Source organism: Caryophanon latum (genome assembly GCF_001700325.1).
Taxonomy (GTDB): domain Bacteria; phylum Bacillota; class Bacilli; order Bacillales_A; family Planococcaceae; genus Caryophanon; species Caryophanon latum.
On record NZ_MATO01000078.1, the window covers coordinates 14,164 to 39,378 of the forward strand.

Below are 25,215 nucleotides of genomic sequence, written 5' to 3' on the forward strand. Positions count from 1 at the left end.
ACTATAATGTCGGTACAGTATACATATACTTTTGACACTAAAGAATGGATTTGAGTGCATGAAAAAACTATTCACAATTGAACAACAGCAGCAACATTTCGAAATCGGAAAAGACGCCTTTTTAAACGGACGGTATGACGAAGCGGAAATGAATTTGCGTCTCGTAATCGAAAGCGCCTTTCAAAATAACGATTACAGCACATATGTGAGTGCGCTTATTTATTTGAACCGCACGTTTATTAACACTGCGCAAATTCAAGAAATGTATACGTCGCTACTCATTTTACAGTCGCTCATTAAGCAGCACGGTACGACCGAAGATTATTTTTTCTACAAGCTGCAACAAGCAATCTTTAACAACTATTACTCAATCGGCGATGCGCTTCAGCAATTTGAAGAGCTGTTTGAGGAAGTACTACAAGTAGAGGACGAAAATACCGTTTTATTTTTAATCGGCAGCAACTTATTGTTTACATACTGTGAGCGAAATGAAATGGATAAAGGCATTACGCTTTATTACAAGCTGCTCGATTTAGTTGAGCGATACGACTGCCCGAACAAAATGACGCGCTTCATGCATCACGTTTATGCTTTTTTATTATTTTACGGCAAAAAAGATTGGGCAATGTGCGCTCACATTATGCATGAAATCGATACAGACGAGCGAATTACAATTGTCGATAGCTTCGCGTACTTATACGACATTTGCGCAGCGCTACTAAAAATTCAGCTCGGTGAAATCGATGAAGCAAAGCAGCTGTTTAGCGATACGTTAAAAACGGTGAATCATTTAGCCCACGTTCGTCACGAGCTAAAGCTATGGATTGATGCACTGCGCGAGCTGCATTTATACGAGGATATCGTGCATTACCAAACGATTATGATTGATATTTTGGAAACGGAATACGCAAGCGAAGTCGGCAAAGTGCGCAAACAATCGATGAAAGAAATGTCGCGTCAGTTTTATGAAGGGCAGCTTTTCGTCGATCAGCTCACAAACGTAAAAAACCGCAACTTTTACGAAAACTTACTCGCAAAGCAGCAGCGCGTGAAAAACTATACAGTAGTCGTGCTCGATATCGACCGCTTCAAGTCCATTAACGATACATATGGACATATCGTTGGCGATCAAGCAATTAAATGCATCGCCTCTCATTTGCTCAACTGGACACCAAGACATGATATTTCCGTTGTGCGTTACGGAGGCGATGAATTTATTTTATTAATTCCATACCGCTATGAGGAAATAAAACATTTCATTAAGCAGTTGCATGACCTCATTTTAACAACACCGTTTTACATTCCAAAAACGAATGAGCACATTTTTTTATCGATTAGTATGGGTGTTGGCTATACCGGAAATGCGTATTATTCAATTGAAGATTTATTCGAAATTGCTGATACGGCTATTTACGAGGCGAAAAAAACACGATCGACAATTGTCGCTACAGCATCTTCTTAATGAGAAGGTGCTTTTTTTCGTCACGATGCGAAATGCGTTCAAGACGTCCGCGATTGTAGCGTTGCGTCATAATAAACGGCACGTTCACTAACAAAGCATACGCGACGTTCACCCATGCCGCCCACGCTGGATTCCAAATAAAAAATAGAGGCGTTGGTAGTAGAAGAAGCCAATGTGTCAGCTCCGCACGCTTCGTCTCTGCCGCAAACACGACTAAATCGTGCGCAGTCGTCCCGTGCAAATGACGTTTATTGTAGCTTTTTTTCACGATCGATGAGCCATCAATTAAATGCTTTTTCCATTGCTTCACGTGAAACAATTGTTGCCAAAGCTCGCCGTGTTGCTCCCACTTATATATGCGTAGAACGTCGCGTGTAAAAAAACGAAGCGGCATAAAAAAGCAAAGTAATGAAAGTGAAATATGAAAAAAGAGCCACGCTACACCGTTTATAACGATAAGTCCTAGTAATTCTGTAAACGTCATATGCTCCGCCCCCTACACTTTAATTTTACGCCCGCGCCACATAACGGAATGCAACACATGCGTGCGGTATAGCGAATACATAAAAACGCTCGTAAAAAACAGCACGTACAGCGGATATGTCAAAATAATAATTGGATGGAAATTGCCCGCACGTCTAACTAGCACGTACATATGCACACCATACGCAACATATAACGAGACGCTTACAATCAATAACGGTGAGCTAATCGACAACATGAGCGCAGCAACGACCATAATGACACCGAAAATCCAACCTTGAATGAGCGCCATTACAGCTCGATGCGTCGATTGTGAAGCAGTCGCTAAATTTTTTGTCCACCCTTCAACGAGTTGTCCGATGCCTTCTTCATACATGCGCATATTCATTATGCCGCGCCCGACGTAGTTCGTCACCGGTAGCTGCTTTGCAATAAACACGTCACTTAGCGCAAAATCGTCCATAATCGATTCTTCCGCCGCCTCATGCCCACCTGTTTGCTCGTAGCTTTGTCGGTCGCACAAAATGCACGGACCAAATGAGCCTGCTGTCGACAATCGCGACTGCCAAACTGTAAACACATTCATTCCCGTTAGCACAATGACGTTAAATACTGCTGACAAATTTTCATAACGCTTCGTAATACGGTGATACGGCTGCACCGACAAAATTCCTTTACCGTACTGCGCGTAAAAGCTCGTCATCATGCGCGACAAGCTATGCTCACTTGCAAGCTGCACATCCGCATCTAAAAATAATAACCAATCACCCGTCGCCTGCTTTGCCCCGTATGCACATGCATTCGCTTTCCCTGGCGTCATAGTGCCAACGACTTCACTTGTGATAACGTGCGCACCGTAACGCATTGCGACGGCTGCCGTATCGTCAATTGAGCCATCATCGACCACTAGCACATCGAACCCCCGCCACGTTTGCATCGCGAGTGATTGCAGGAGCGGTTCGATGCGCAATGCCTCGTTACGTGCAGGAATAATTATCGTTAATGTATGTGTAATCGCTTGCTTCGTAATAGGTGGCTCGTTCGTTTTCCAAAACATAAGTATGCCGCATAGTAAGCCGACACAAGCTAGTAACAATAAAATCGCTGCCATACACTCACTCCTTATTTACGCTGCGCAGCAATTTTGTCTGCAACTTGCTGCCCACTAAGTGTCACCATTGGCATGCCACCACCTGGATTCACCGTACCGCCAACGAAGAACAGATTGTCATACAGTTCACTTTGCTTTTTATGTTTGAAGCCTTTGTTTTTCTTCTTATCTGATACTGTACCGTAAATTGCACCGCGGTCTGAGCTGTATGTACGTTGTATGTCGTGCGGTGTCCACATATCTTTCGTCACAATATGCTTGCGCAAATCCGTTAGCCCAAGTCGCTCTAACTTATCGAGTACGATTTCGCCAAACTGCTCGTATTGCTGGCGCGTATATGCCCCTTCCTGTAAATACGGAATGTGCGGCAAAATTTTTAAGTTTTCATGCCCTGGTAACGCCTGTGCTGCGTCCGTTTTATTAACGTTCACTAAATAAATAACCGGATCGTCTGGCAAAATGTGCTGCTTGAAAATACGTTTCATTTGGCGCTTCATATCGTCTGCGAAAAAAAAGTTGTGATGCGCAAGCTGCGGGTACTGTTTATTGACACCTAAATGGAGCACGAGCCCTGAGCTTGCTGGTTCGAACTGATCGCGCAGCTTCGTCATATAGCTTTCCTTTTCATGCGTTAGCTGCTCGTACGCTGGAATGACTTCCATATTTGATACAAAATAATTCGCCTCAAGCTTCGTACCGTCATCTAAATACGCTGCAATTACGCGACGCTTCTCCGTATCAAATTTCACAACTTTTTTGTTCACATGTAACTCTACACCAATTTCCTCTGCAAGCTTTGCGAGCGCTAATCCTAAATGATGCATACCACCTTTTACATACCAAATGCCTTGTGCGTGCTGCATGTATAACATCATATTTAGCACGGTCGGCGCATCATAAGACGATGAACCAACATATTTTACGATGTAGCTCAGCATGTCACGGAACTGTTTATTTTTAACGTACTTCGCAATACCGTCATACATCGACGTGCCGATATCAAATTGACGCAGTGCACGAATTGCCCCGTGATGCTGCATAATTTCATTTAAATCATCAAGCCCTTTGTCGAAATATCCTTCCTCTGTTACATCGTACAAACGCTTCGCATATACTAACAGCTGCTCGTATTGCTGCATGTCCTTTTTTGTGAGCGTACTATTACGGCGAAGCATTTCATCAATATCCTCATGCAAATCAAGCACGTTGCCATTTGGAAAAAACGAACGCCATTGATGAGGTAAGCGCTCAATCGTTACGTAATCACTCATATTTTTACTGCTGCGCGTAAACAGCGTCTCAAAAATATGTGGCATCGTTAAAATGGATGGTCCTAAATCAAAGCCAAAACCGTCTTGCTCTAATCGATTGAGCTTCCCTCCGATATGTCCGTTTTGCTCATACAATGAAACGTCATAGCCTCGCTGCCTTAGTGAGATCGCCGCAGATACGCCGCCAAGCCCACCGCCAATAATGACTACTTTCTTCATATTTTTTCCCCCTTTATATGTAAAACGCCCATCACGTACAACGCGACAAACGCTTACAAGCACATTTCCCAATAAAATGTGCTCGTAATCATTTCTTTATATATAAATTGAACTTAAAAAAGTAACCGTTCTTTTGTTTCGGCGGACGCTTTTCGCGGGCGCGCCCTCAACTAATTTTTGTCGAGCAAGCTCTCCAAAAATGGATTTTCGGTGCGTGCTTGTCCCGCAGAAGTCGCCGCCTCACGTCAGAACGATGCTTTCTTTCCTCATGTTAGACACAAAAGTTCAATCTCTATAGTAGAAGCATTCATCATTTTTTATTTATGTACAAGATGAACAAATATGTTGCGTGAGAGCGTATATTCAAGCATTCCATATAGAAACAAGCATAACAGGTCTGTTGATTAGCTATTTTTATACAGCTGAATTGCTTGTTTTTAGTAGCAAGACGGAGATGAACGCTGCATTTTTGTGGCATGGAGCGGGTGAATAGCTCGTGCCTCAAGACCCCGTAAGCCTCGACATAGGAGAGGCGCGGAGGCTTGAGGAAGGTGATGAGCGCCACGTCCATGTGGCATCACCTTCATGACCAACATCGTGTTACCATACGCGAAATGCCAGTTTAATGGCTAATCAACACGCTTGCAAGCATAATAAAAATCACATAAAATTCCCACTATATAGAAGTTTACCTACATTTTTCTACGCACTCTTATCAATTTCATGAGCCTATCATCCCTAAATTGTTTATATTAGTAGACAACTGCATTTCTGTCGTGTATACTAACCTTAGTAAGATAATTTCAAAACAACTAATAAATTCACCTATTCCAAAGAGTATTTGTTTTTTATAGTTAGTACTTTTTGGAATATGTGAATTTTTTCTTTTGAAAAAAATCGTCTTATTAATACGATTAATGGAGGTCATTTAAATGACACAAGGTACAGTAAAATGGTTTAACGCAGAAAAAGGTTTCGGTTTCATCGAAGTTGAAGGCGGCGCGGACGTATTCGCTCACTTCTCAGCTATCCAAGGTGAAGGCTTCAAATCTTTAGAAGAAGGCCAAAAAGTTGAGTTTTCTATCGAAGACGGTCAACGTGGCCCACAAGCTACAAACATCGTAAAACTTTAATTTTTACATGTTCGTGCAAAAAGAGACATCCTTTTTATAAGGGTGTCTTTTTTTATTTCTTTTTCGATAGCTACGTTATGTAAATCGATACAAAAGAACGATTTTTAAGTTCATTTTCGCAAATTGTGACATAAGCGCTTTACGAGGTGAAGAAAAACGGCAATGGATCGTTAAAAAGAAAGAGGCTAGGACAAAACAAAGCGTTACCAGAAAAGTTCATTTTCCGGTAACGCTTTTTACTGTTCAACTTCGCTATGTTACGCGGGAGTCTACCTCTGCAATTACTCAAGACAGAAGTCCTCGGCGAACCGATGTTGATCATGTAGGCGTGGCGCAATCGCCGCTACTTTCGCCTTGCTGTCGCAATTTTCTTGGCACGTTTCTTTTCCCCTACGCCGCTTCACGCGCTCCGTCATCAAATTGTGACGATGAATATCATCCGTTGTAGATGAAATTTACTTCTATCCCAAACTATTGTTACATTTTTTGTGCGAGCTTTTCAATTTGCTCCGCTCCATCTGTTAACGTTTGAATCGACTGCGCAATTTCATGAATCACTGCCGATTGATTCTCTGAAATGTCAATCGCATCGTTCACAATCGTTACAACGTTCGCTACTTTGCTATTAAGCTCCTGTAATAGCTGGCGAATTTCATTTACAGAATCTGCACTTTGATCAGCTAGTCGTGTAATTTCCTTTGCCACGACACCGAATCCTCGCCCGTACTCTCCTGCACGCGCCGCTTCAATCCCCGCATTAAAGCCTAACACACGCGTATTTTTGGCAACGCTATTAATCATATCTAAAATTTTCGTCGTTTCTTCCACTTGCAAACTCATCTCATTTTGTGAGTTCGATAAATTATGCATATAATCATTGAAACTCGATGCAGATGTAGCGAGCTCCTCTGTAGAAGCAGAAATTTCCTCAGAGGACGTTGCAAACTGTTGCGAAACTTCCTTCAAAATCGTTTGCTTTGATGTACTGCGACTAATACCGATACCACCGACAACAGTTCCTTGCGCGTTACGAATTGGTACCATCGTCGCTGTAAATGGTACACCGTATAGCTCTGCTGGTATGTACATCGACTGTATTTTATTTGATCGTATCACTTGCATCATCGGCTCATCTTGCTGTAACGTTCTTCCTTTCGAGCTTTGAACGGGAATTTCGTTCGATAAAAGCTGCTCAAGCACTTTCTCTTTACTTGTAATCGTTACATCAACATCTTCAGTAAATAATTGTTTAATTGTTTGTGCATGCGCGAGAAAAAATTGAAGCGTTTCATCTGTATTATTTTCATTATTAGCGTACATGTAAATTCCCCCTATTCATCCTATAAGCCTATTATAGAGATAGGAAAAGGAAATATATATGTTGAAACAGTAATTTTTTTACGCATATTTACTTTTGTTACTATTCATTGTCTTTTTTTTATGTTTCTTCTATTTTAAAAACGCTGTGCTAATTGTCCAGTTCGACATGTAGTACAGCGTTCCATTAACACGCGTGTTGATTAGCCATTCAATTGGCAGGGCGCGTATTGCGGCTCGCGGGTGCCTCTGCGGTTACTCGAGGCAGAAAAGATTTTGCTCCTGCGGTTACTCGTCGCAAAAGTCCTGGGGCTCGGGGGAGGACACGAGGTTTGTTCTGAAGGTGGTGACTCGTGTAGTGGCGTTCACCACCTTCCTCAAGCCTCCTCTTATTTCAAGCTTGTTGTCGTTATCAATGTTATTTACCGTCTATATGCACCAGTTCACCTTTTAATTTAAATTGATTTACGGTTTGCTTTAGCTCCTCCGCTGTTTGAAGCAATGTTTCAGCGCTTTCGGCTACGATGTTCGCGGCATAACGCTGCTCCTCGGTCGAAGCGGTTACTTCCTCGGTCGCTGCAACAGTTTGCTGGCTCGCTGTCACCATGCTGTTCATCTTTTGTTGTAATAGCATAGTTTCTTCCACCGTTTGATCTAATTCTATATGAATATTATGAATTGCCTGCTCCATTTGCTGCACTAGCATTGATTGTTTCGTAAACATATCATTCGTTTTCGTAACAGCGGTGCTTTGTGTATGTACTTGCGTATCGGTTTGCTTCATTTCTTGTACAGCGACTTGTGTCGTATTTAAAATAGTCGTCACCGTTTGCTGAATCGATTCGTTCGCTTTTGCACTTTCTTCTGCTAACTGGCGAACTTCCTCAGCTACGACCGCAAACCCTTTGCCGTGCTCTCCTGCGCGCGCTGCCTCAATTGACGCGTTGAGCGCTAACAAATTCGTTTGTTCAGCAATCGCATGAATGAGCTCTGTTTGCCCGTTAATACCTTGTACATTTTGCTCAAGCGTCTGTAACGTTTGCTGCAGCGACTGCATTTGCTGCTGCACGGAGGCGCTCGTATAATTGAGCTGCTCAATTTGTGTTAAGCCTTGCTCAATGACGTTTGCTGTTTCTTCTGTCGATTGCGCTAACACATTTGTATTTTCTTGAATACGATGCATCTTTTCCATCACATGCTCCGTCGATTCATTCGCTTCTAATGCACGCTCGCTCACATGAACTGCCTCTGACGTAATCGAGTTCGACGCGTCGACAATTTGTCCACTCGTCAGCTGCATTTTTTCGGCGTACGTAGTTAAATTGCTCGATTCATTATGTAGCTGCATAGCCGTTTGCTGCGCTTTACGAAGAATCGCATCCGTCGTCGATACCATGTTGCTAAACGCATCAACTAAGTTGCCGACTTCATCGTCTGAACGTTTCGTAAGCGTTACCGTTAAATCCCCTGCGGCAACTTGATGTGCTGTTTGCTCCAAAAGTTGAACAGGTTTCATAATTTTACGTACAATACATGCAATGAGTACGCTAATCGCAATCATAACAATAATCGCTGTTACAAAAATAGTCGTCAACGTACTTTTCGCCACTTCATTAATGCGCTGCTGCTCATAAATTGCTCCAACTGTCCATGATATCGTTTCAAGTGGCTCATATACGAATAACTGATCTCCCATTTCTTGCTCTTTCACCGTGAAATCATTTAAATTCATCGACTGTAAAAACGCATACGCTTCATGCTCAAATACGTTTTCATTTTGTAGCGTCTTATGTACAATTGCTTGCCCATCTTCACTTATGAGCGCAATGTGCCCACCGTAACCTGGGTTAAGCTCGTTCATCTTGCTAATTAAATTCGTTAAACTAATGTCAGTTGAGACGACCGCCATGACCGCATCGTTATGATACATCGGTATTGATACGGTAACGACAAGCTCTCCTGTAAATGCATCGACGTACGGTGCACTCCACGCAGCCCCTTTTTTCTCTACTGCACTTTTATACCAATCACGTTCTCGTGGATCATATCCTTCTGGCACATCATTATTTGGCGAAATGACCGTTTGCCCATTCGCTAGCCCTATGTATGTACTTAAAACACCTTCGTAATGTGCGTTATATGGCATGAGCGTTTGAAAAAGCTGCTCCACGCGCAATTGCCCATCCGCAATCGACGCTCGGCTTGCTTCTTGTAGATGCTCGTTGTTCGCCAATAACTGCATTCCTTTTTCAAAGTTCGCAAAATAATTCGTAACCGATTGTGCTGTACTTTCTACTGTCGCCTTCGTTTGTTCAATCGTATTGCTTCTTACTTCATTTGAACTATTTATTGAAATAATAATAATGATTGCATACGAACAAATTAATGCTGCGATTGTTGGAATTAAAATTTGTTTATTGATTGAAAGTTTTTTAAACATCCCCCGAGAACAACCCCCTTTATTTTATCAATATATTATTCACTTCCTATTATATCCTTTTTTAATAAACCTGAATATTTCAAATAGGTAAAAAATAAAACAACACATCTAACGTTCAGATGTGCCGTTTTTTTACGATTATTTTGTTAATTGAATAAGCTCACGGTTTAACGTTTGTAACCTACCTGTCGCCTCACCGATTGCCTCTAGTAATTTATGCTCCTCCGAAATAGACGATACGATTTCTTCTGTCGCGGCACTGTTTTGCTGCGACATCGCAGAAAGCACGTCAATTTCATTTAACAAATGCGTAAATTGGTCGCTGACGTTTTGGATTGCCTGTACGCTCTGCTGCATATTCGCATTCGAAAGATCACTTGAATGCTTCACATCATTAAACAAGTTCGCAATTTCCTCGAGCAGCTGCTGTCCTTCGACTGCGATTGCTTGCCCACGCATTGATTGCTGCTGCGCAACCGATGATTTGCCAAACAGCTGTGACGTCACCTCTGTAATTTGCGAAGCGGTAACGGCACTTTCCTCCGCTAGTTTTCGCACTTCATCTGCTACAACCGCAAACCCTTTACCATGCTCGCCCGCACGCGATGCTTCAATTGCTGCGTTTAATGCCAATAAGTTCGTTTGGTCGGCAATGTTTTTAATGGCGTTTAGTAGCTGATTTACTTCCTGCAAGCTCATTTGCAAATCGTCCATCGTATGTACAGTTACGTTCATCGAGTTGCTTAGCTCATCCATTTGCTTCGTCACTTCATACACGTGCTGCTCATTTTTCGCTAGCTGCTCGTTCACTTGTTGCGAATGCTGCATCGCCTCTTCCGATAAATGAACTGTTTGTGCAAGCTCTGATTGCGATTCATGCATCATGTCATGCATCACTAAAATCGATGTCGCTTCTCCTTGAATGGACTGCGAAATTTGTTGTGTCGAGTTTAAAATCGCATCACTCACGATCGCTAACGAGTTCGATGTTCCTTTTACTTCATCTGTTTCCGCACCTAACGTATTGGCGCTCTTTTCAATTTTATGTACAAGCTCCTGCGCCTCTTGCAGCAGCTTACTCGTTTCCTCTTCACGCTTTTGTAAGCTCGCAATGAGTTCACCGCCCCATTCGTTAAGCTTATTTAGCATGTAAAAAATACCGTTATATACGAAAAACTCAATCATGAAAATCGTAAACGTATATGTTTCACCTAGCAGCTTTTCTGGTGCAAAAACGTATAACGTCACGATAAAAATGTTGATGCATACACCATACGTAAGCAATATTTTTCGATTAAAATAAATAGCCGCCATAATGACCGTAATAAACATAAAATAATGTTTATTGATCGCAAAGCCGTCCAAAATAAATAGCCCGAACACGACCGCCCCAGGCAATGCGGCAAATAACAACGCTTTAACCGAATCCGCATGCTTTAAAAAATAATTTAAAAACGCACAAATTAAAACGCTCGCACTTGCGATGATATATAACGTCGACTGAGCGAATCCATTTTTTATAAGCAATGGCGCAACGATTAACGTCACCATAAAGCATGTAATTTGTAAATTGAGCTTATGAACTTTTTTCGTATTAAATGAAAAATGTACACCTTCCATGTAATGCTTCTCCTCTTTTCTTCCCTCATTAAATGTTATAAAGCTCCTCACGATAACGTTGAATTGCCGTTCGCGTCGAAACAGACGCAGAGACGAACACGTTATTAGAAATGGTCATCGCCTTTCTAAAACAACGTGCCAACTTACAGTAACGAACCTACTTATAGCGGCTCTTCACCATAACTTGGGGTTGCTTTTCACGTCGAGGCAGTCTCGTTTCAAGCAACTTTTATACGTCAACCCCAGCTTACGGTAATGAACCTATTATAGCCTAAATATAACATAATATTCCTTTGTTCTAACAACGATTTTCATAATATTCCACACAAATGAAAAAACCATCAACTGTAGCGATGTCACTACAATTGATGGCGAACTATTCAAATCTTACGTCGTTCGAATAACGCTTCAGCTTCTCCCAATCGACAATGTGCAGCGTATGACCTGTCCGAACGACGACGCCTTCTTCTTGCCACGCTTTTAATATGCGATTGACATGCCGCTTCGTCGTGCCGATTAGCGACGCCACTTCATTTAACGTTCTCGTTTCGATATACTCACTCCCTGTATTAACCGATGCTAGCGTGCAATAATACGCCGCTAAACGTGTCGCAACAGACGACAGCGCATTCACTCGAGACGAAATTGTACACGTTTTTAATTTATACGCTAATTCCTTCAATAATAGCTGACTAAACGCCGCATCGTGCTGTAAAAACTGCTTATACGTATGCATCGGTACAAATAAAAATTCACACCGCTCCGCTACAATGCAATTCGATTGAATGCTGCATCGCTCGATTACTTCAATATCCCCTAAAATCGCAGGCGCTTTGCAATACCGCAGTAACAGCTCTCTTCCTGTAATTTCAACGCTCGACACGTAATAGCAACCTTCCACTAAAAAATATATCCCGTCAATGTCATCACCTGTTTGCACAATTGCTTCCTGTCGTTCATACGTTTTCGTTTGCAGCTGCTGTACAACTTCACTCGGAAATTGATACGTATAGTGCTGCGCAAATTTTTGTAAGCTCATTCGTCGAGACACCTGTCCTTTCCGCGCACATTTGTACTCATTATACTGTGTCGTAGGAGGCGATTTACATGAATTTTGTTTTCGATATTGACGGTACACTTTGCTTTGATGGAAAAACGATTGACCACACGATCATTGACGCATTAACGACGCTACGCGAGGAAGGGCATCATGTCATTTTTGCATCTGCACGACCGATTCGTGATTTACTGCCCGTTCTGCCAGCTACATTTCGAATGTATCCGCTAGTCGGTGGAAACGGCTGCTTCACGTCACAAAACGGCATCATCACGACAACAACTTTTTCTGCCGATGTGCTAAACGCGTTGCAGCACATTATCGATACACACAACCTCACTTATTTAGCAGACGGCAAATGGGATTATACGTACACTGGCGACGTCGCACACCCGATTTATAAAAACATCGATAAGCGCTCCGCTAAAAATGTCGCAATCTCACAGCTACAACACGTCTGTAAACTCGTGCTCTTTCAGCCATCACAACAAGTGTTAACAGCATTAGCGTCGTTGCCTGTTTCAATTACTACTTATAAAAATGAACAAGCGATCGACATTAGCCCACTTGGCATTAACAAAGTCGCTGGATTAAAGCAGCTCAACATCGATGAATTTATCGCATTCGGCAATGACAGTAACGATCAATGCTTATTTGAACATGCGACGTATAGCATATGTGTTGGTAACAATGACGTGCAGCAATATGCGTCGGTGAAGATTGAGAAGGAGGAAGTGGCGGAGAGGATTTTACAGCTGATGAGTACAAATGAAGCTTAGTGGAATGAACCACGTCTGTTGATTAGCCATTTTTATACAGCTGAATGACTTATTTTGAACCGGAAAACGAAAATCGATGCAGCTTTTTAGTGGCAGAGCGCGGGCGGCGAGACTCCTTGGGGAAAAGCTCGTGACTCAAGACCCCACAGACGCGAAGTATGAGCGTCGAGGAGGCTTGAGCCGAGCCCCAGGAAAGCGAGCCGCAAACCGTGCACTGCCAAATGATTGGCTAATCAACACGCTTGGGAATGAACAACTTATACTAAAGAAAAATATAAAAAAATCCTTGAAACAATTACCCGAATAATAATTGTTTCAAGGATTCAAATTTCCTGCAAATGGAAAAATTAAATTTCCAGATAATAATTATCATACGAATAAATAAGCACACTTATTATATAATAAGTGCTAAGAGGTGATAATTATGGATACTCCTATTTATAGATTCCAAGATATGATCGATTACTTTGACCGTAAAGGAATTACATACAATTTAACACATGATGAAATCATATCTTTCTTATCTAAGAACAATTACTTTTTTAAGCTTATATCTTATCGAAAAAATTTCATCAAAAATAACAAAGATCAATATACAAATTTATCATTTGAACTATTAAGTGATTTAGCTTCATTAGATATGCAATTACGTTATCTATTAATGAAGATGGCGTTAGATTTAGAACATCGAATCAAAACGGTTATTCTTGCTGAAATTACAAATACTTTAACGGAAGATGGGTACTCCATAATCGACGCATTTATCGCAACTTCAAAAGATCCTACTAAAACTAAAAAACAAATCCTCGGTTACGCAAAGTACTCTAAATATAGCTCTTCACTTTTTAATAAATATGAATCACATACACCTGTTTGGGTTGCGTTTGAAACGATGTCATTTGGAACACTTGTTGATTTTATTGAATTTTACTTAAAGCGTAATCCTTCATCTGAATTTCAATATTTAAGCAAAAATCTTTATGCTATTAAAAACATTAGAAATACAGCTGCTCATAGTTCTTCACTTTTAAATGAAATTGTTGGTGAGCAAGAAGAATTTGCTAATAATAAACTCGTTACTAAATTTGTTTATAAAAGAATTCCAAATAAAAATTCCGCGAAGAAAAAACTTAATAATTTACGTATCTATGACATGACTGTACTTTATATTATTTACAATCGACTAATGCCTGAAGGACGAACAAAAAAAGAACGAACAAGAGAGTTATACAAATTTTTATCTCGCGCTAGAAAAAATAAGGCACTCTATTTAAAACATAACCAGTTACATTCAATATACATGTTCTTCTGTAAGATTATTTTATCAAAGTAAAATATCTTGCATTTAAAGTCGTTTCGAACATATAATAAAGTACATGAAAAAATCCGTAAACGATTTGTAAAGGCTGATTTTCTTTTTTAGAAAATCAGCCTTAGTTTTTGCTTATTTTTAAATTGTCATCTTAACTATATAGCATATGTTACGCCCTCCTACAATCTCCCTACAAATCCTTTTTCTATCGTAAATAAAAACATACCACCAACTACAATAAATTTACTGTAATCGATGGTTGTATGAAAATCTGATCTTCTTATGATACGGTTCTCCATAATGTAGATAAGTGCGGTTTTAAAATATTTATGAAGGATATATACTGAATAAAAGCGAATAATAAATATTAAACATATGAAAAGGGGGACATTTGTATGGTATTAGCAATTGATAACAGAAATGATTTATTCAATACACAAAATAAGCTCACACGCCTTTATTTAACTCAAGAATTAATATGCCTAAAAGAGTCCATTATTTCATTAAACCCATCCTCTGGGGATTCTAAAGAATTAATAACTTTTAAAAACCTTCTAGAAAGTGGTAAAGCTCATGATGAAGGGATTTTTAAGATTTTTTCCTTTTTAGACACTGCTGAAGTATATTCTTTAATCAATAAGAGTCTTACTACTGAACAATTACTAAACCACTCTTTTAAAGAAAATGTAGAATCTTTATTATTAAAATTGGACAACTTAACTTCTCTAAATGAAGACGATAAGAGCACCCTAATAAATTTCCTTTCAAATTTGATTAATAATTTAAAATCGCACGATACGAATAATGACCAAAACACAAGGAACTTTTTCGATTGGTAACATCAACAGATAATTTTTTTGATACTTCTTTACAAATTCATCACGAACAAGTATTTGCGTTATATAATCAAATTGAAAAACTGAAATTAACCTCTTATCCATCAAATGAAATTCCAATTTTTATTAATGACTTATCAAGTATATCTAAGTTGTTACTCGATAAATTTAAAAGTAGTTCTGTACTAAATTATTCAGAAATACTCTTATATCGACAAACATTTAATAGTCTACAAAAAATTGTAAGTTTTATCTCACAAGCGAACATAACTTATCATCCAACAGAGGTTATGATTCCTGCAAAAGAATTAATTCTTGAATTTGGAGATGAAACTCTCTTTTTTACTCAACCACTTTGGTATTTGAATTATGCCATTGGCGATGTTTGGATACAGTTTGCAAGTAATATAAAAAAAATATTTCCTGAGTTACAATTCGATTCAAAGAAAAAAATCTTAATTCAGTTCCCCATTATACACAAAGATGACGTTCTTTTAGGTTGTGTAATGGGGCATGAGTTAGGACATTATTTTGATTTACACTCAGGTTTAAATATTTCAGCTGAATTATTACCACAATTATTACTGCATAAAAATTTACATAAGCTACAAGCTTTTCTACAATTTAAACTACAAAACACTCAAATTACTTTAAGCGACCAACAAGAAAATCGCCTTAAACATGATTTAATAAAAAAGATATTAGGTGAAAATCATCTATTTAATTGGCTAAAAGAGTTTGTAGCAGACATAGCAGGTATTTTACTATATGGACCAGCATCACATTTTTCAGGAGATAGTATTTTTACTTTCAGTTCATTATCTGAAGAAGGACACTTAGTGGATGATTATTCTAAGTCTCATCCTAGATCTTCATTAAGAAGCATAGTAAGAATGGCAACATTTGATAAACTAGATTACAAACATAATTTCGATAGTTATATTCAAAAACACATTGAGATTAGTGAAGAAAAATGGAGAAATTCTAAAATTCATGATACTACTAGTTTTATAGATGGACATATTAGAAATGATTTAATCTACCGTTTAAAATTAAATCCGGATTCATATAAATTAATTGAAGATATTCTTATAGATAATTTACCTTCTATAATTGATTTTGTAATGAGTAAAATACCAAGTTCTTTACATTATAACGCTTCAAAATTTAAAGAAGTTGTACCTAAATTATCAAAAAAAATTTCTAACTTTATTCCACCCAATGAATTGAATAATAGCCCTGTCGATAGTATTAGTATATTAAACTCTGGTTGGCATGCATATTTAGTTCATAAAGATACATTAAGTGCACACCTTTCTGAAAATGAACAAGATTACAATATCAGAGAGGTGATTAATAATCTTGTGAAAAAAGCGTTAACATCAGCACATATTCATAGGAGGTGGAATCATGTCAATTTTGACTTCTCAAATGATTAAAGAGCGACTTGATTTAGATGATGATTCTTTAGATAGAAAACTCATCATCTCACCTATTCTAGAAAATACTCAATTAAATGGAGCTAGTATCGACTTAAGACTAGGGACCGAATTCAAAGTTTCAATACCTACTAGATCTCCTTTAATTGGAATAGTTGATGAACCTATGGAACAATTTTTCCAATCTACTTTCCGTTCATTTGGAGAAAATTTCATACTACATCCTAATCAATTAGTTTTAGTAAATACCTTTGAATATATTAAAATTCCAAATGATTTAGTAGGCATGATAAGTACCCGTTCTTCTTTAAATCGACTAGGTTTAAATGTAACATCCATTATTCACCCCGGTTATGCTGGTACACTAACTTTACAACTCGAAAATAATGGAGTTAATGCGATTAATTTAACATGTGGTATGAGGCTAATACAATTAGTCTTATTTGCTAGTGAACCGGTTCCACAATCCTATATTTCAAATTCAGTTTCAAAATATATTAGCAATACCTCACCAATTTTGTCTCAAATAAATAGAGATTCAGATTTAAAAATTCTAAAAAAATTCAATCAATAATTATAGAAAAGACAGTACTCTTTTAGACTGTCTTTTCTTTTGTATAAAGCAAACCGCCCTACTTATGATACGGTTCCCCTTTTATAATTCTAAAGCTACGATAAATTTGCTCGATCAACACAAGCTTCATGAGCTGATGCGGCAGTGTCATTTTGCCAAACGATTGCTGTTCGTCGGCGCGTTTGAGTACGTCGTCGTGCAGTCCGAGTGAGCCACCGATAACAAATGCGACTTTGCTTCGTCCGTACGTCATGAGCGATTCGATGTCCTTTGCCATTTGCTCGGACGTTTTTTGTTTGCCGTCGATGGCGAGGGCGATGACGTACGTGTCTTGTCCGATTTTCGCTAAAATGCGCTCCGCTTCCTTTTTCTTAACGATTTCCATTTCGGCATCGCTTAGCTGCTCAGGTGCTTTTTCATCTGGCACTTCGATCAGGTCGATTTTTGCGTAGCTGCCGAGGCGTTTTGCGTATTCATCAATTCCCATTTTTAAATATTTTTCTTTCAGCTTGCCGACTGTAATAATGCTAATATTCAAGTCGTGTACCTCCGTTCATTTCCGTACAAATGTTATCCACAATTTCGACAAAGTTATCCACAATCGACACTATATATTGTGTAAAGTTTTTACCTTGATACTATATATACCGCGTGTTCGTCGCAATATGAGCAAACTGTGGATAACTTTTGTTCTTCTGTTAATAAGTCCATCGTCGGGAACACTTTTTCTTCTGCTACGAACATGTCTAATGCATGGTCGATATGGTTTTCACAGCTATATTTTTCCATTAAAATACCACCTCTTTTTTCCAATTTTCACGTCATTCTTTTTGAAACTATTGTTCATTTTCATCGAGCCGCAATACGCGACTACTAATGTGTATTGCAACTGTATATGCTCGTTCATTGTAGCAAACGAAAAGCGACTATGGAAGGAACATGTCCGTCCGATAGTCGCTCGCTGTTTAAAATGTTTGCCCTGCTGTTAAATTCATCTTCGTTTCAACGATTTTGCCAGCGCGGTATAGTTTGACGTTCATCGTATCGCCCGTTTTCTTTTCTGTGTACAAGTGCTGACGCAAATCGATGACGCTTTCGATCTTTTCGCCGTCTAACTCGATAATGACGTCGTATTTTTGCATGCCTGCTTGCTGTGCTGCTGAGTTTGCGACAACGTCCGTTACAACGACACCTGTTGTCACATCTTCAGGTAGCTTTAACGTTTCTTGCTGGTAGAACGATGGCACTTCTGTTAAGTCCATAAGTGAGATGCCCATTTGTGGACGTTGTACTTCACCGTTTTGCTCGAGCTGCTCGATAATTGGAATAACCGTATTGATTGGAATGGCAAAGCCTAATCCTTCTACGTCTTCTGCCGCAATTTTCATCGAGTTAATGCCGATTAAATCACCATTAATGTTCACGAGCGCACCGCCTGAGTTCCCGCCGTTAATTGCTGCATCTGTTTGCATGACTTCCGATTCCCAATCTTCAACGCCGTCACCATCTAAATCGACTGGTACTGAACGCTCCGTACCTGAAATTACCCCTGTTGTAACCGAACCGTAAAACTCAAAACCAAGTGGGTTACCGATTGCGATTGCTGGCTCACCTTGCTTAATTGCATCGGAGTCTCCGAAATTCGCAACCGTTTCAATGCCTTCTGCTTCGACTTTAATGACCGCTAAATCTGTCCATACATCGCCACCAACTAATGTCGCTTCCTTTTTCGTTCCATCTGCTAATGTAATGTCGAGTTTTTCTGCATCTTCAATGACGTGATAGTTCGTCACGATAAATGCTTCATTGCCGTCCACTTTGTAAATAACGCCTGAGCCTGTACCTGCTTCTTGTAGCTCACCTTCACCTTGCTGCTCGTCTGGACCGAACCAGAAGCCGAAGCCACCTAATGCGTTTGGAGATTGCTGATAGTTCGAGATGCCGACAACTGCTGGTGATGCTTTTTCAACGGCTGATGTAATGTCTGATGTTACCGACGTTGCTGTTTGTGAAACGTTCGTCGTTGTTGACTGTGTATTGATTTCGACATCATTTAACATGCTCGGCATCATAAACCATACGAGCAATGCCCCAATCATGACGCCGATCAACGCGCTAAAAAAATAACCGATGCTGCTTTTTTCTTTCGTTTGCTTTTTTGGTTTATGGATGCGGCTTTCGTCCTCCGCTAGTCGCTGCTGCAATGGCGTTAGCGGCTCTTCCTGTTTATTTTCTTCGTCAAAGTAACTCATCGTATCACTCCGCTTCGTTCAATTTGTATATGTTTACTATACGATGCGAACATTAAAATTACATGAAAATCGCTTAATGATTGCATAAAAAAGCTGTGCTAACGTTGAACGTCGGCACAGCTTTCATTTTAAACTTCGACAAGCTTCGTCGGGTTGTTTGCGTCCGTATCGTGTAAATGGACGTACTCACCACAAATGATGCCGCGTGATTGCAACGTTTGTGTCACACTCATGCGGGCTAAATCTTTCATGTTGTTATCTTTGCTTAAATGCGATAAATAAATTTGCGTCGGCTTGTCCATGACGACATCGCTCATCGCAAGTGCAGCATCCTCGTTTGATACGTGTCCGACATCGCTTAAAATGCGGCGCTTCGTATTCCACGGATATGCGCCCATTTGTAGCATGCTGACGTCGTGATTACTTTCAAAGATGAACGCATCCGAGCCGCGAATATGCCCTTTCATACGGTCGCTTACGTAGCCTGTATCGGTAATGACCGATAGCTTGCGGTCGCCTTCATGAAAGATGTAAAACATTGGGTCTGCCGCATCATGACTTACCGCGAACGATTCGATACTGATGCTGCCGAACGAATGAATCGACTCCATCTCGAAATGGAATCGCTGCTCTAGTGGAATGTTGCCGACACCTTTTTCCATTGCGTCCCACGTTTTTGCATTGGCAAACACTGGCACTTTATATTTACGCGCTAAAATACCGACACCTTTAATGTGATCGCTATGCTCGTGCGTCACTAAAATACCAGACAACTTTTTCATATCGCGGTCGATTTCCGCAAATAGCTGCTCCATTTTCTTTCCTGTTAAACCGGCATCGACTAAAAATGCATGTTCATCATTTTCGACATAAATCGCATTTCCTGTACTGCCGCTTGCTAACACACTAAAACGCATTTTGTTACTCCTCTTCTTCCTCTTCGTTTGACAGAACCGTTAAAATTGTACCATCAACCGCATTGACAAAGAAGGACTCCTCGGTCTTTAAGCTATCGTTTTTCACGCGAATTTCCCACGTAGCAACGAATACTTCACGCTGCGATAGCTCAGACATAAACGTATAGCCGATGTTGACGTTTTGTATTTGGTCTTTTGGCTCTAACAATTTTTGTAAGTATAACTTTTCGATAATCGCAATTGGCTCAATGAGTGGCGCTTGATGCTCGAACGGCTCCATTTCACTAAGCATCGTCATCGTATAGGAGCGAACTAAGTTGTCCTTATTCCACTCAATCGTTAACATCGCATGCTCATCATAATAAATTGGACGCTCGCTCGTCTTTTGGAAAAAGATTGCGCGCTGTTCGTCCTCATCGATTTCACCGAGCACGTAATCGTTGCCGCGATACACGTAACGTGCAGCAAATTCCTTCAATGTGCGCTCCGATACTTCCTCGAGCGTAATCGGCTGCTTCAAGGAGCTAATGAGCGTATAGCCGTCCTCTTCAATATAAAAGTTTTGATTCGACATGTTCAGTTCACGCTTTTTAAACGCATGTGGCTTCCCTGAAATGTATAAGTCGCCTTCTTTAATATTTGGCAGCTTCTTCACCGTAATTTCATCCTCTTTTAAACGCAGCTCAATCGACTTGTCCGCAATGACGTCCAAATCTTCCGTGCCGCTCATACGCTCTTTATATAAGCCATACAGCGCGACGTTTAGCACGAGGAAAATGATGATGAAAACGGTTTGTGTTTTACTCCAGTCCACTTGCAACACCTCCCGTCATAAGCGGGTCAATGCGCACGTACTCTTCACCTTGCAGCACAAACCACGACGGCTCCAGCACGAAAATGCGACTGTTTTCGGTATGACGCAGCATGTAGCCGACAACTAAGTCATTCATTTGCTCCAGCAGCTCAGGGTTTTGCTTGCGTAAAATGTTAATGACGCGCGCCCCTGACATAAGTGCTTCTACTTTCATATCCGCAATGTCGAGCGTGTAGTACGGACGGTTATATTGATACGGTCGTCCGTCGCGCATCGATAGCGAAATCGTCGTTGATGAATCTTCACTGTACACCGGGAATCCTTGAACAAATAGCTGATATTTCGCCTCATAGCCGTCGCCGTATACGTAGCGGAAATCACCTGTGAAGCTGCCTGTAGCGTTAATAAAGCGGAATGTTTCACGAATAAGCTCAGCATCGGCAAGCTGCTCGTCCTGCCCACGTGGATTGACGTATTTAAACTCGCGGCGCAGCGGGTTCACATCCATTTTTTCAGATGCCCCCTCATACTGCTCGCTCGCTGCTGAGTTTACTTGCTTATTAATGCTTGAGTAATCCGAAAATAACGAGCGCACGAATTTATCGATCGACACTTCGCCTGTATGATACGTGTAATGCACCGTCTCGACGTTGTTTTTTATGACGTATAGCGACGTCGTATCTTCGCGCTCAATTTCAGTATACTCCGTAGCGTTCATAATAATTTCTTTTAGCACGCGCTCATCTAATGAAGGTGCTGTCATCGTAATCGATGCCTCATATAGTTGCTGCTGCTTTACGTTGACGAAATATGCGCGCGCCACTTTCGCTTTTGCATTCCATTCAATAATTAAACGGTCAAAGCTAATGCTTGGCATGCGCTGTAAATCCATTTTGAAAAACTCTTGAAATAGCGTCATCGGAATTTCTTCAGCAAAAATCATCGTCACGTGATCTTTCGTACGCACGAGCTCATTTAATTGATTCGGCGTAAACTCATCCGTCACGAGCGACACATTCGATAAATGCCAATCTTTCATCGACTGTAGCACGTTGTCAATATTCGTCGTCGATACAGTGCCACGCCACGCCTCATCGCCTTTAAATACGAGCTTATACGGACGAATAACGTTCGATAGCTGCGTTTGCTCTCCGATAATAATTTCTTCTACTTCTTTTTCTTCAATAACACCGTAGTCTGGTGTGTATGTCCAAATGCGAAATGTTAAAAATAAGCTTAACGCAACTAAAAAAATTAGTAGCCATGATTTGATTGGCTCAATGTAGCGCATCAATCCCACTCACCTACTTCATCCTCTAATTCATATGGCAACGTGAAGAAAATTGTCGTTCCTTGTCCTTCTTCACTTTCCGCCCAAATTTGTCCGCCATGTGCTTGAATCATTTCCTTCGCGATTGCTAAGCCAAGCCCCGTACCACCCATCGAGCGAGCACGCGCACGGTCTACGCGGTAAAAACGGTCAAATATACGCGTTAAATTTTCTTTCGGAATACCCATACCATCGTCAGAAATCATGACTTTTAAAAACGTATCTTGCACCGTAAAGCCAAAGCGAATGTAGCCGCCGTCTGGTGAATATTTCATCGCATTTGAAATGATGTTATCGATTACTTGCGTCAGCTTATCTGTGTCAATTTCAACAAAGTACGTTTGCTCCGGCAACAGTCGAATGAACTCAACAGTTTGTGATTTCGACATTTCAAAGCGGTCAATAATGCGCTCAAAAAATCGGTTAAACTCAACGACCTCTTTGTTGAACTGGTAATCTTGGCTATCCATTTTCGACAGCTGTAACAAGTCGTTAACAAGTCGAATCATGCGCTCCGTTTCCGTTTGCGTGACATTTAAAAACGTCGGCGCTATGTTTTCATCTTTCCACGCGCCGTCTGCTAGCGCGTCTAAATAGCTACGCATCGTCGTCAGTGGTGTACGAAGCTCATGCGAAACGTTCGCCACGAATTCACGACGCTCCATCTCGATTTTTTCCTGCTCCGTAATGTCATGCAGCACCGTAATTAAACCGTTGACGAAGCCCGATTCCTTTTGAATGACCGAGAAATTGGCACGCAGCACGTACGGTGTATCATGCGTGCTAAAGTTTAAGTTCACCGAATCTTTCATATGAATTAAATCTTCAAAGTCATAATCTTGATCCAATCCAAGCACGCTAATAATCGGTCGGTTTAACGTTTCGTTACGCTCTAGCTGCAATAGTTGAAGCGCCGGATCATTAATTAAAATGATGCGTCCTTTCCGGTCAGTTGCAATAACGCCGTCCGTCATGTTTTTTAGCACGGTCGCAAGCTTGCGTCGTTCCGCTTCAGTCGTCGAATGCGCCTCCTGTAAGCGGTTCGTTAAATGGTTAAACGCAATCGCAAGCTGTCCGATTTCGTCTGAGCCGTACACGCGCACTTTACGCGAGAAGTTACGTTTTGCGAGTGCTTGTGCTTGCTCACGCATATCCGAAATAGGACGCGTGATCGTGCGTGCAATAAGCGTACCGAGCACAATTGTAATCGCAAGCGCAATACCTGTGCCGAGCGCTAAAATGCGGTTAATTTGATTCATGTTGTCGTACACAATTTCAATGTTCGACTCGATATATAGAACACCGATTACTTTGTCATTTGCAATAATTGGTTGAATGAGTACCCATACACGCTTTTTCGTATTTTCATCAAGCGTAATGACGTCGTACTCCTCACCTGATTTTACAACCTTTTCAATTGCTTCATTTTCAATGTATTGCCCGACGCGATTACGCGAGCTATTTTTCGCCGTCGCTAAAATACGATATTGATCGTTTAGCACGCGCGCATCTAAAATATCGTTCGATGCAAAGCCTGACAGCACTTCATTTAAGCTTGATTCCGTCGACACGGTCGTTTCATCTCGCTCACGCTGCATCTCTTCACTTACATTATATTTCACAAGCTCTACGCGATTTTTAATCGAATCGATAAAGTTATCCGTTAAATTATCTTCCAACCCTTTTACGAAATACAACCCGATAATTTGCATCGCAAGCAAAATAAGTAAAATATAAATAATGACGATTTTAACGTGAATCGATTTAAAAAATTTTACTTTTTGCATGCTCGTTACTCCTGCTCAGGATTTCGTAAATAGTAACCTACACCTCGGCGCGTCACAATCCACATCGGGTGCGACGGATTATCCTCAATTTTTTCGCGCAGACGACGAATTGTTACGTCCACTGTACGCACATCACCAAAATAATCGTATCCCCATACCGTTTGTAATAAATGCTCACGCGTCATCACTTGTCCGATGTGCTGCCCTAAATAATGCAGCAACTCAAACTCACGGTGCGTTAACTCAATCGACTCGCCGCGCTTTTGCACTAAATAAGCATCTGGCTGAATGACAAGCGCTCCAATAGTAATATCGTTCGTTTCACGCTCTGCTTCCTCCGCCTGTGACGATACATTTAAGCGACGCATATTCGCTTTCACGCGCGCAATAAGCTCACGCGTACTAAATGGCTTCGTTACGTAATCGTCGGCGCCCATTTCAAGCCCTAGCACTTTATCAATTTCTGAGCCCTTTGCCGTCAACATAATGATTGGGAAGTCGTATTTTTTACGCACTTCACGACAAACTTCCATGCCGTCGCGCTTCGGTAACATAATGTCTAGCAGCATTAAATCTGGCTGGCTTTCCTCAACTTTTTCGAGCGCTTCGTCGCCGTCGTATGCACATACAACGTCGTAACCTTCTTTTATTAAATTAAATTGCAAAATGTCTGCAATTGGCTTTTCATCATCAACGACTAAAATCTTTTTGTTCATGTTATGACCTTCTTTCGTGGAATGCGTTTTTATGTGTAAGTTAGTGATGTCGCCATTGTTACTATCCGCTTCATTCGTCTCGCTTTTCTAGGGCGTGGCTTGAACCTCCTCGCCGTTCGTAAACTCACGTCTGCGGGGGGTCAATTCTCGCGCTTTTCCTCAAGGAGTCTCGCTAATTCCGATTGTATCGACAAATGCGCTACATGCCCGTACAAATCTTTCAACAACTTACACACAAATTTAACTTTACTCTTAACTGTAACATGCTTTACTATTCTCTGCATGTTTCGCTTCTTTTACTTCGATGCGGCCAAAAAAAAATCACTCGAAATAACGCTGCTTCGAG

General features: G+C 40.7%; 22 protein-coding genes. 7 read left to right on the forward strand and 15 right to left on the reverse strand.

The annotated features are described in order from the left end of the window. The first annotated feature begins 58 nt into the window (after positions 1–58). Positions 59–1,462 carry a GGDEF domain-containing protein gene (locus A6K76_RS15280; RefSeq protein ID WP_066466468.1) on the forward strand — a complete coding sequence of 468 codons (1,404 nt, stop codon included), beginning with the start codon at positions 59–61 and terminating at the stop codon, positions 1,460–1,462. Here the strand turns inward: A6K76_RS15280 and A6K76_RS15285 are convergent. From A6K76_RS15285 to A6K76_RS15295, 3 genes are read right to left on the reverse strand one after another with little or no spacing between them, the layout of a single operon-like run. After that, positions 1,446–1,946, reverse strand: a complete 501-nt coding sequence (locus tag A6K76_RS15285; RefSeq protein ID WP_066466469.1) for a glycosyl-4,4'-diaponeurosporenoate acyltransferase CrtO family protein — start codon at positions 1,944–1,946, stop codon at positions 1,446–1,448. The two genes, A6K76_RS15280 and A6K76_RS15285, sit on opposite strands and share 17 nt — an antisense overlap. Before the next feature lie 12 nt (positions 1,947–1,958). Continuing rightward, positions 1,959–3,056, reverse strand: coding sequence for a glycosyltransferase family 2 protein (locus tag A6K76_RS15290; RefSeq protein WP_066466470.1), 1,098 nt, complete (start codon positions 3,054–3,056; stop codon positions 1,959–1,961). Positions 3,057–3,067: 11 nt separating this feature from the next. Beyond that, positions 3,068–4,546, reverse strand: coding sequence for a phytoene desaturase family protein (locus tag A6K76_RS15295; RefSeq protein ID WP_066466471.1), 1,479 nt, complete (start codon positions 4,544–4,546; stop codon positions 3,068–3,070). Between the two features lie 932 nt (positions 4,547–5,478). Here A6K76_RS15295 and A6K76_RS15300 point away from each other — a divergent pair. Then, entirely contained in the window at positions 5,479–5,679 is a 201-nt protein-coding gene (locus A6K76_RS15300; protein WP_066466472.1) for a cold-shock protein, read from the forward strand. Positions 5,680–6,156: 477 nt separating this feature from the next. Here the strand turns inward: A6K76_RS15300 and A6K76_RS15305 are convergent, their stop codons facing one another. The 4 genes from A6K76_RS15305 to A6K76_RS15320 all read right to left on the reverse strand — a co-directional run bounded on the left by A6K76_RS15305 (position 6,157) and on the right by A6K76_RS15320 (position 12,095). Next, complete coding sequence (locus tag A6K76_RS15305) at positions 6,157–6,999, reverse strand: methyl-accepting chemotaxis protein (RefSeq protein ID WP_066466473.1); 843 nt, start codon at positions 6,997–6,999, stop codon at positions 6,157–6,159. Between the two features lie 415 nt (positions 7,000–7,414). Then, positions 7,415–9,436 (reverse strand): methyl-accepting chemotaxis protein, encoded by a 2,022-nt coding sequence (locus A6K76_RS15310; protein WP_066466474.1) that lies wholly within the window; start codon positions 9,434–9,436, stop codon positions 7,415–7,417. Between the two features lie 138 nt (positions 9,437–9,574). Then, positions 9,575–11,056, reverse strand: coding sequence for a methyl-accepting chemotaxis protein (locus A6K76_RS15315; RefSeq protein WP_066466475.1), 1,482 nt, complete (start codon positions 11,054–11,056; stop codon positions 9,575–9,577). Between the two features lie 376 nt (positions 11,057–11,432). Then, positions 11,433–12,095, reverse strand: a complete 663-nt coding sequence (locus A6K76_RS15320; protein WP_066466476.1) for a Crp/Fnr family transcriptional regulator — start codon at positions 12,093–12,095, stop codon at positions 11,433–11,435. 68 nt (positions 12,096–12,163) lie between these two features. Here A6K76_RS15320 and A6K76_RS15325 point away from each other — a divergent pair, with 68 nt between their 5' ends. From A6K76_RS15325 to dcd, 5 genes are all read left to right on the forward strand, one after another. Next, positions 12,164–12,892 carry an HAD-IIB family hydrolase gene (locus A6K76_RS15325; RefSeq protein ID WP_066466477.1) on the forward strand — a complete coding sequence of 243 codons (729 nt, stop codon included), beginning with the start codon at positions 12,164–12,166 and terminating at the stop codon, positions 12,890–12,892. 424 nt (positions 12,893–13,316) lie between these two features. Beyond that, positions 13,317–14,225: an Abi family protein gene (locus tag A6K76_RS15335; protein WP_066466479.1), complete on the forward strand. Its 909-nt coding sequence runs from the start codon at positions 13,317–13,319 to the stop codon at positions 14,223–14,225. A gap of 374 nt (positions 14,226–14,599) precedes the next feature. Continuing rightward, the gene (locus A6K76_RS15340) at positions 14,600–15,043 is read left to right on the forward strand and encodes a hypothetical protein (protein WP_066466480.1); all 444 of its coding nucleotides are present in this window, start codon (positions 14,600–14,602) and stop codon (positions 15,041–15,043) included. Beyond that, complete coding sequence (locus A6K76_RS15345; RefSeq protein ID WP_066466481.1) at positions 15,037–16,479, forward strand: M48 family metalloprotease; 1,443 nt, start codon at positions 15,037–15,039, stop codon at positions 16,477–16,479. Before A6K76_RS15340 ends, A6K76_RS15345 begins: the two co-directional genes overlap by 7 nt. After that, complete coding sequence (gene dcd, locus A6K76_RS15350; protein ID WP_066466482.1) at positions 16,451–17,053, forward strand: dCTP deaminase; 603 nt, start codon at positions 16,451–16,453, stop codon at positions 17,051–17,053. The genes A6K76_RS15345 and dcd overlap by 29 nt, the downstream gene beginning before the upstream one ends. A gap of 58 nt (positions 17,054–17,111) precedes the next feature. Here the strand turns inward: dcd and rlmH are convergent, their stop codons facing one another. The 8 genes from rlmH to yycF all read right to left on the reverse strand — a co-directional run bounded on the left by rlmH (position 17,112) and on the right by yycF (position 24,869). Next, positions 17,112–17,591, reverse strand: a complete 480-nt coding sequence (gene rlmH / locus A6K76_RS15355; protein WP_066466483.1) for a 23S rRNA (pseudouridine(1915)-N(3))-methyltransferase RlmH — start codon at positions 17,589–17,591, stop codon at positions 17,112–17,114. An 89-nt stretch (positions 17,592–17,680) separates the two neighbouring features. After that, positions 17,681–17,842: a CxxH/CxxC protein gene (locus A6K76_RS15360; RefSeq protein ID WP_066466484.1), complete on the reverse strand. Its 162-nt coding sequence runs from the start codon at positions 17,840–17,842 to the stop codon at positions 17,681–17,683. Positions 17,843–18,018: 176 nt separating this feature from the next. Then, on the reverse strand, positions 18,019–19,305 hold the full coding sequence (locus tag A6K76_RS15365; protein WP_066466485.1) for a S1C family serine protease: 1,287 nt from the start codon (positions 19,303–19,305) through the stop codon (positions 18,019–18,021). Positions 19,306–19,433: 128 nt separating this feature from the next. Next, positions 19,434–20,222 carry an MBL fold metallo-hydrolase gene (locus A6K76_RS15370; RefSeq protein WP_066466486.1) on the reverse strand — a complete coding sequence of 263 codons (789 nt, stop codon included), beginning with the start codon at positions 20,220–20,222 and terminating at the stop codon, positions 19,434–19,436. 4 nt (positions 20,223–20,226) lie between these two features. Beyond that, positions 20,227–21,036: a two-component system regulatory protein YycI gene (locus A6K76_RS15375; RefSeq protein WP_066466487.1), complete on the reverse strand. Its 810-nt coding sequence runs from the start codon at positions 21,034–21,036 to the stop codon at positions 20,227–20,229. Further along, entirely contained in the window at positions 21,023–22,327 is a 1,305-nt protein-coding gene (locus A6K76_RS15380) for a YycH family regulatory protein (RefSeq protein ID WP_066466488.1), read from the reverse strand. Before A6K76_RS15380 ends, A6K76_RS15375 begins: the two co-directional genes overlap by 14 nt. Further along, positions 22,327–24,153, reverse strand: a complete 1,827-nt coding sequence (walK, locus tag A6K76_RS15385; RefSeq protein WP_066466489.1) for a cell wall metabolism sensor histidine kinase WalK — start codon at positions 24,151–24,153, stop codon at positions 22,327–22,329. Before walK ends, A6K76_RS15380 begins: the two co-directional genes overlap by 1 nt. A 5-nt stretch (positions 24,154–24,158) precedes the next feature. Beyond that, the gene (gene yycF, locus A6K76_RS15390) at positions 24,159–24,869 is read right to left on the reverse strand and encodes a response regulator YycF (RefSeq protein ID WP_066466490.1); all 711 of its coding nucleotides are present in this window, start codon (positions 24,867–24,869) and stop codon (positions 24,159–24,161) included. Between the last annotated feature and the right edge of the window lie 346 nt (positions 24,870–25,215).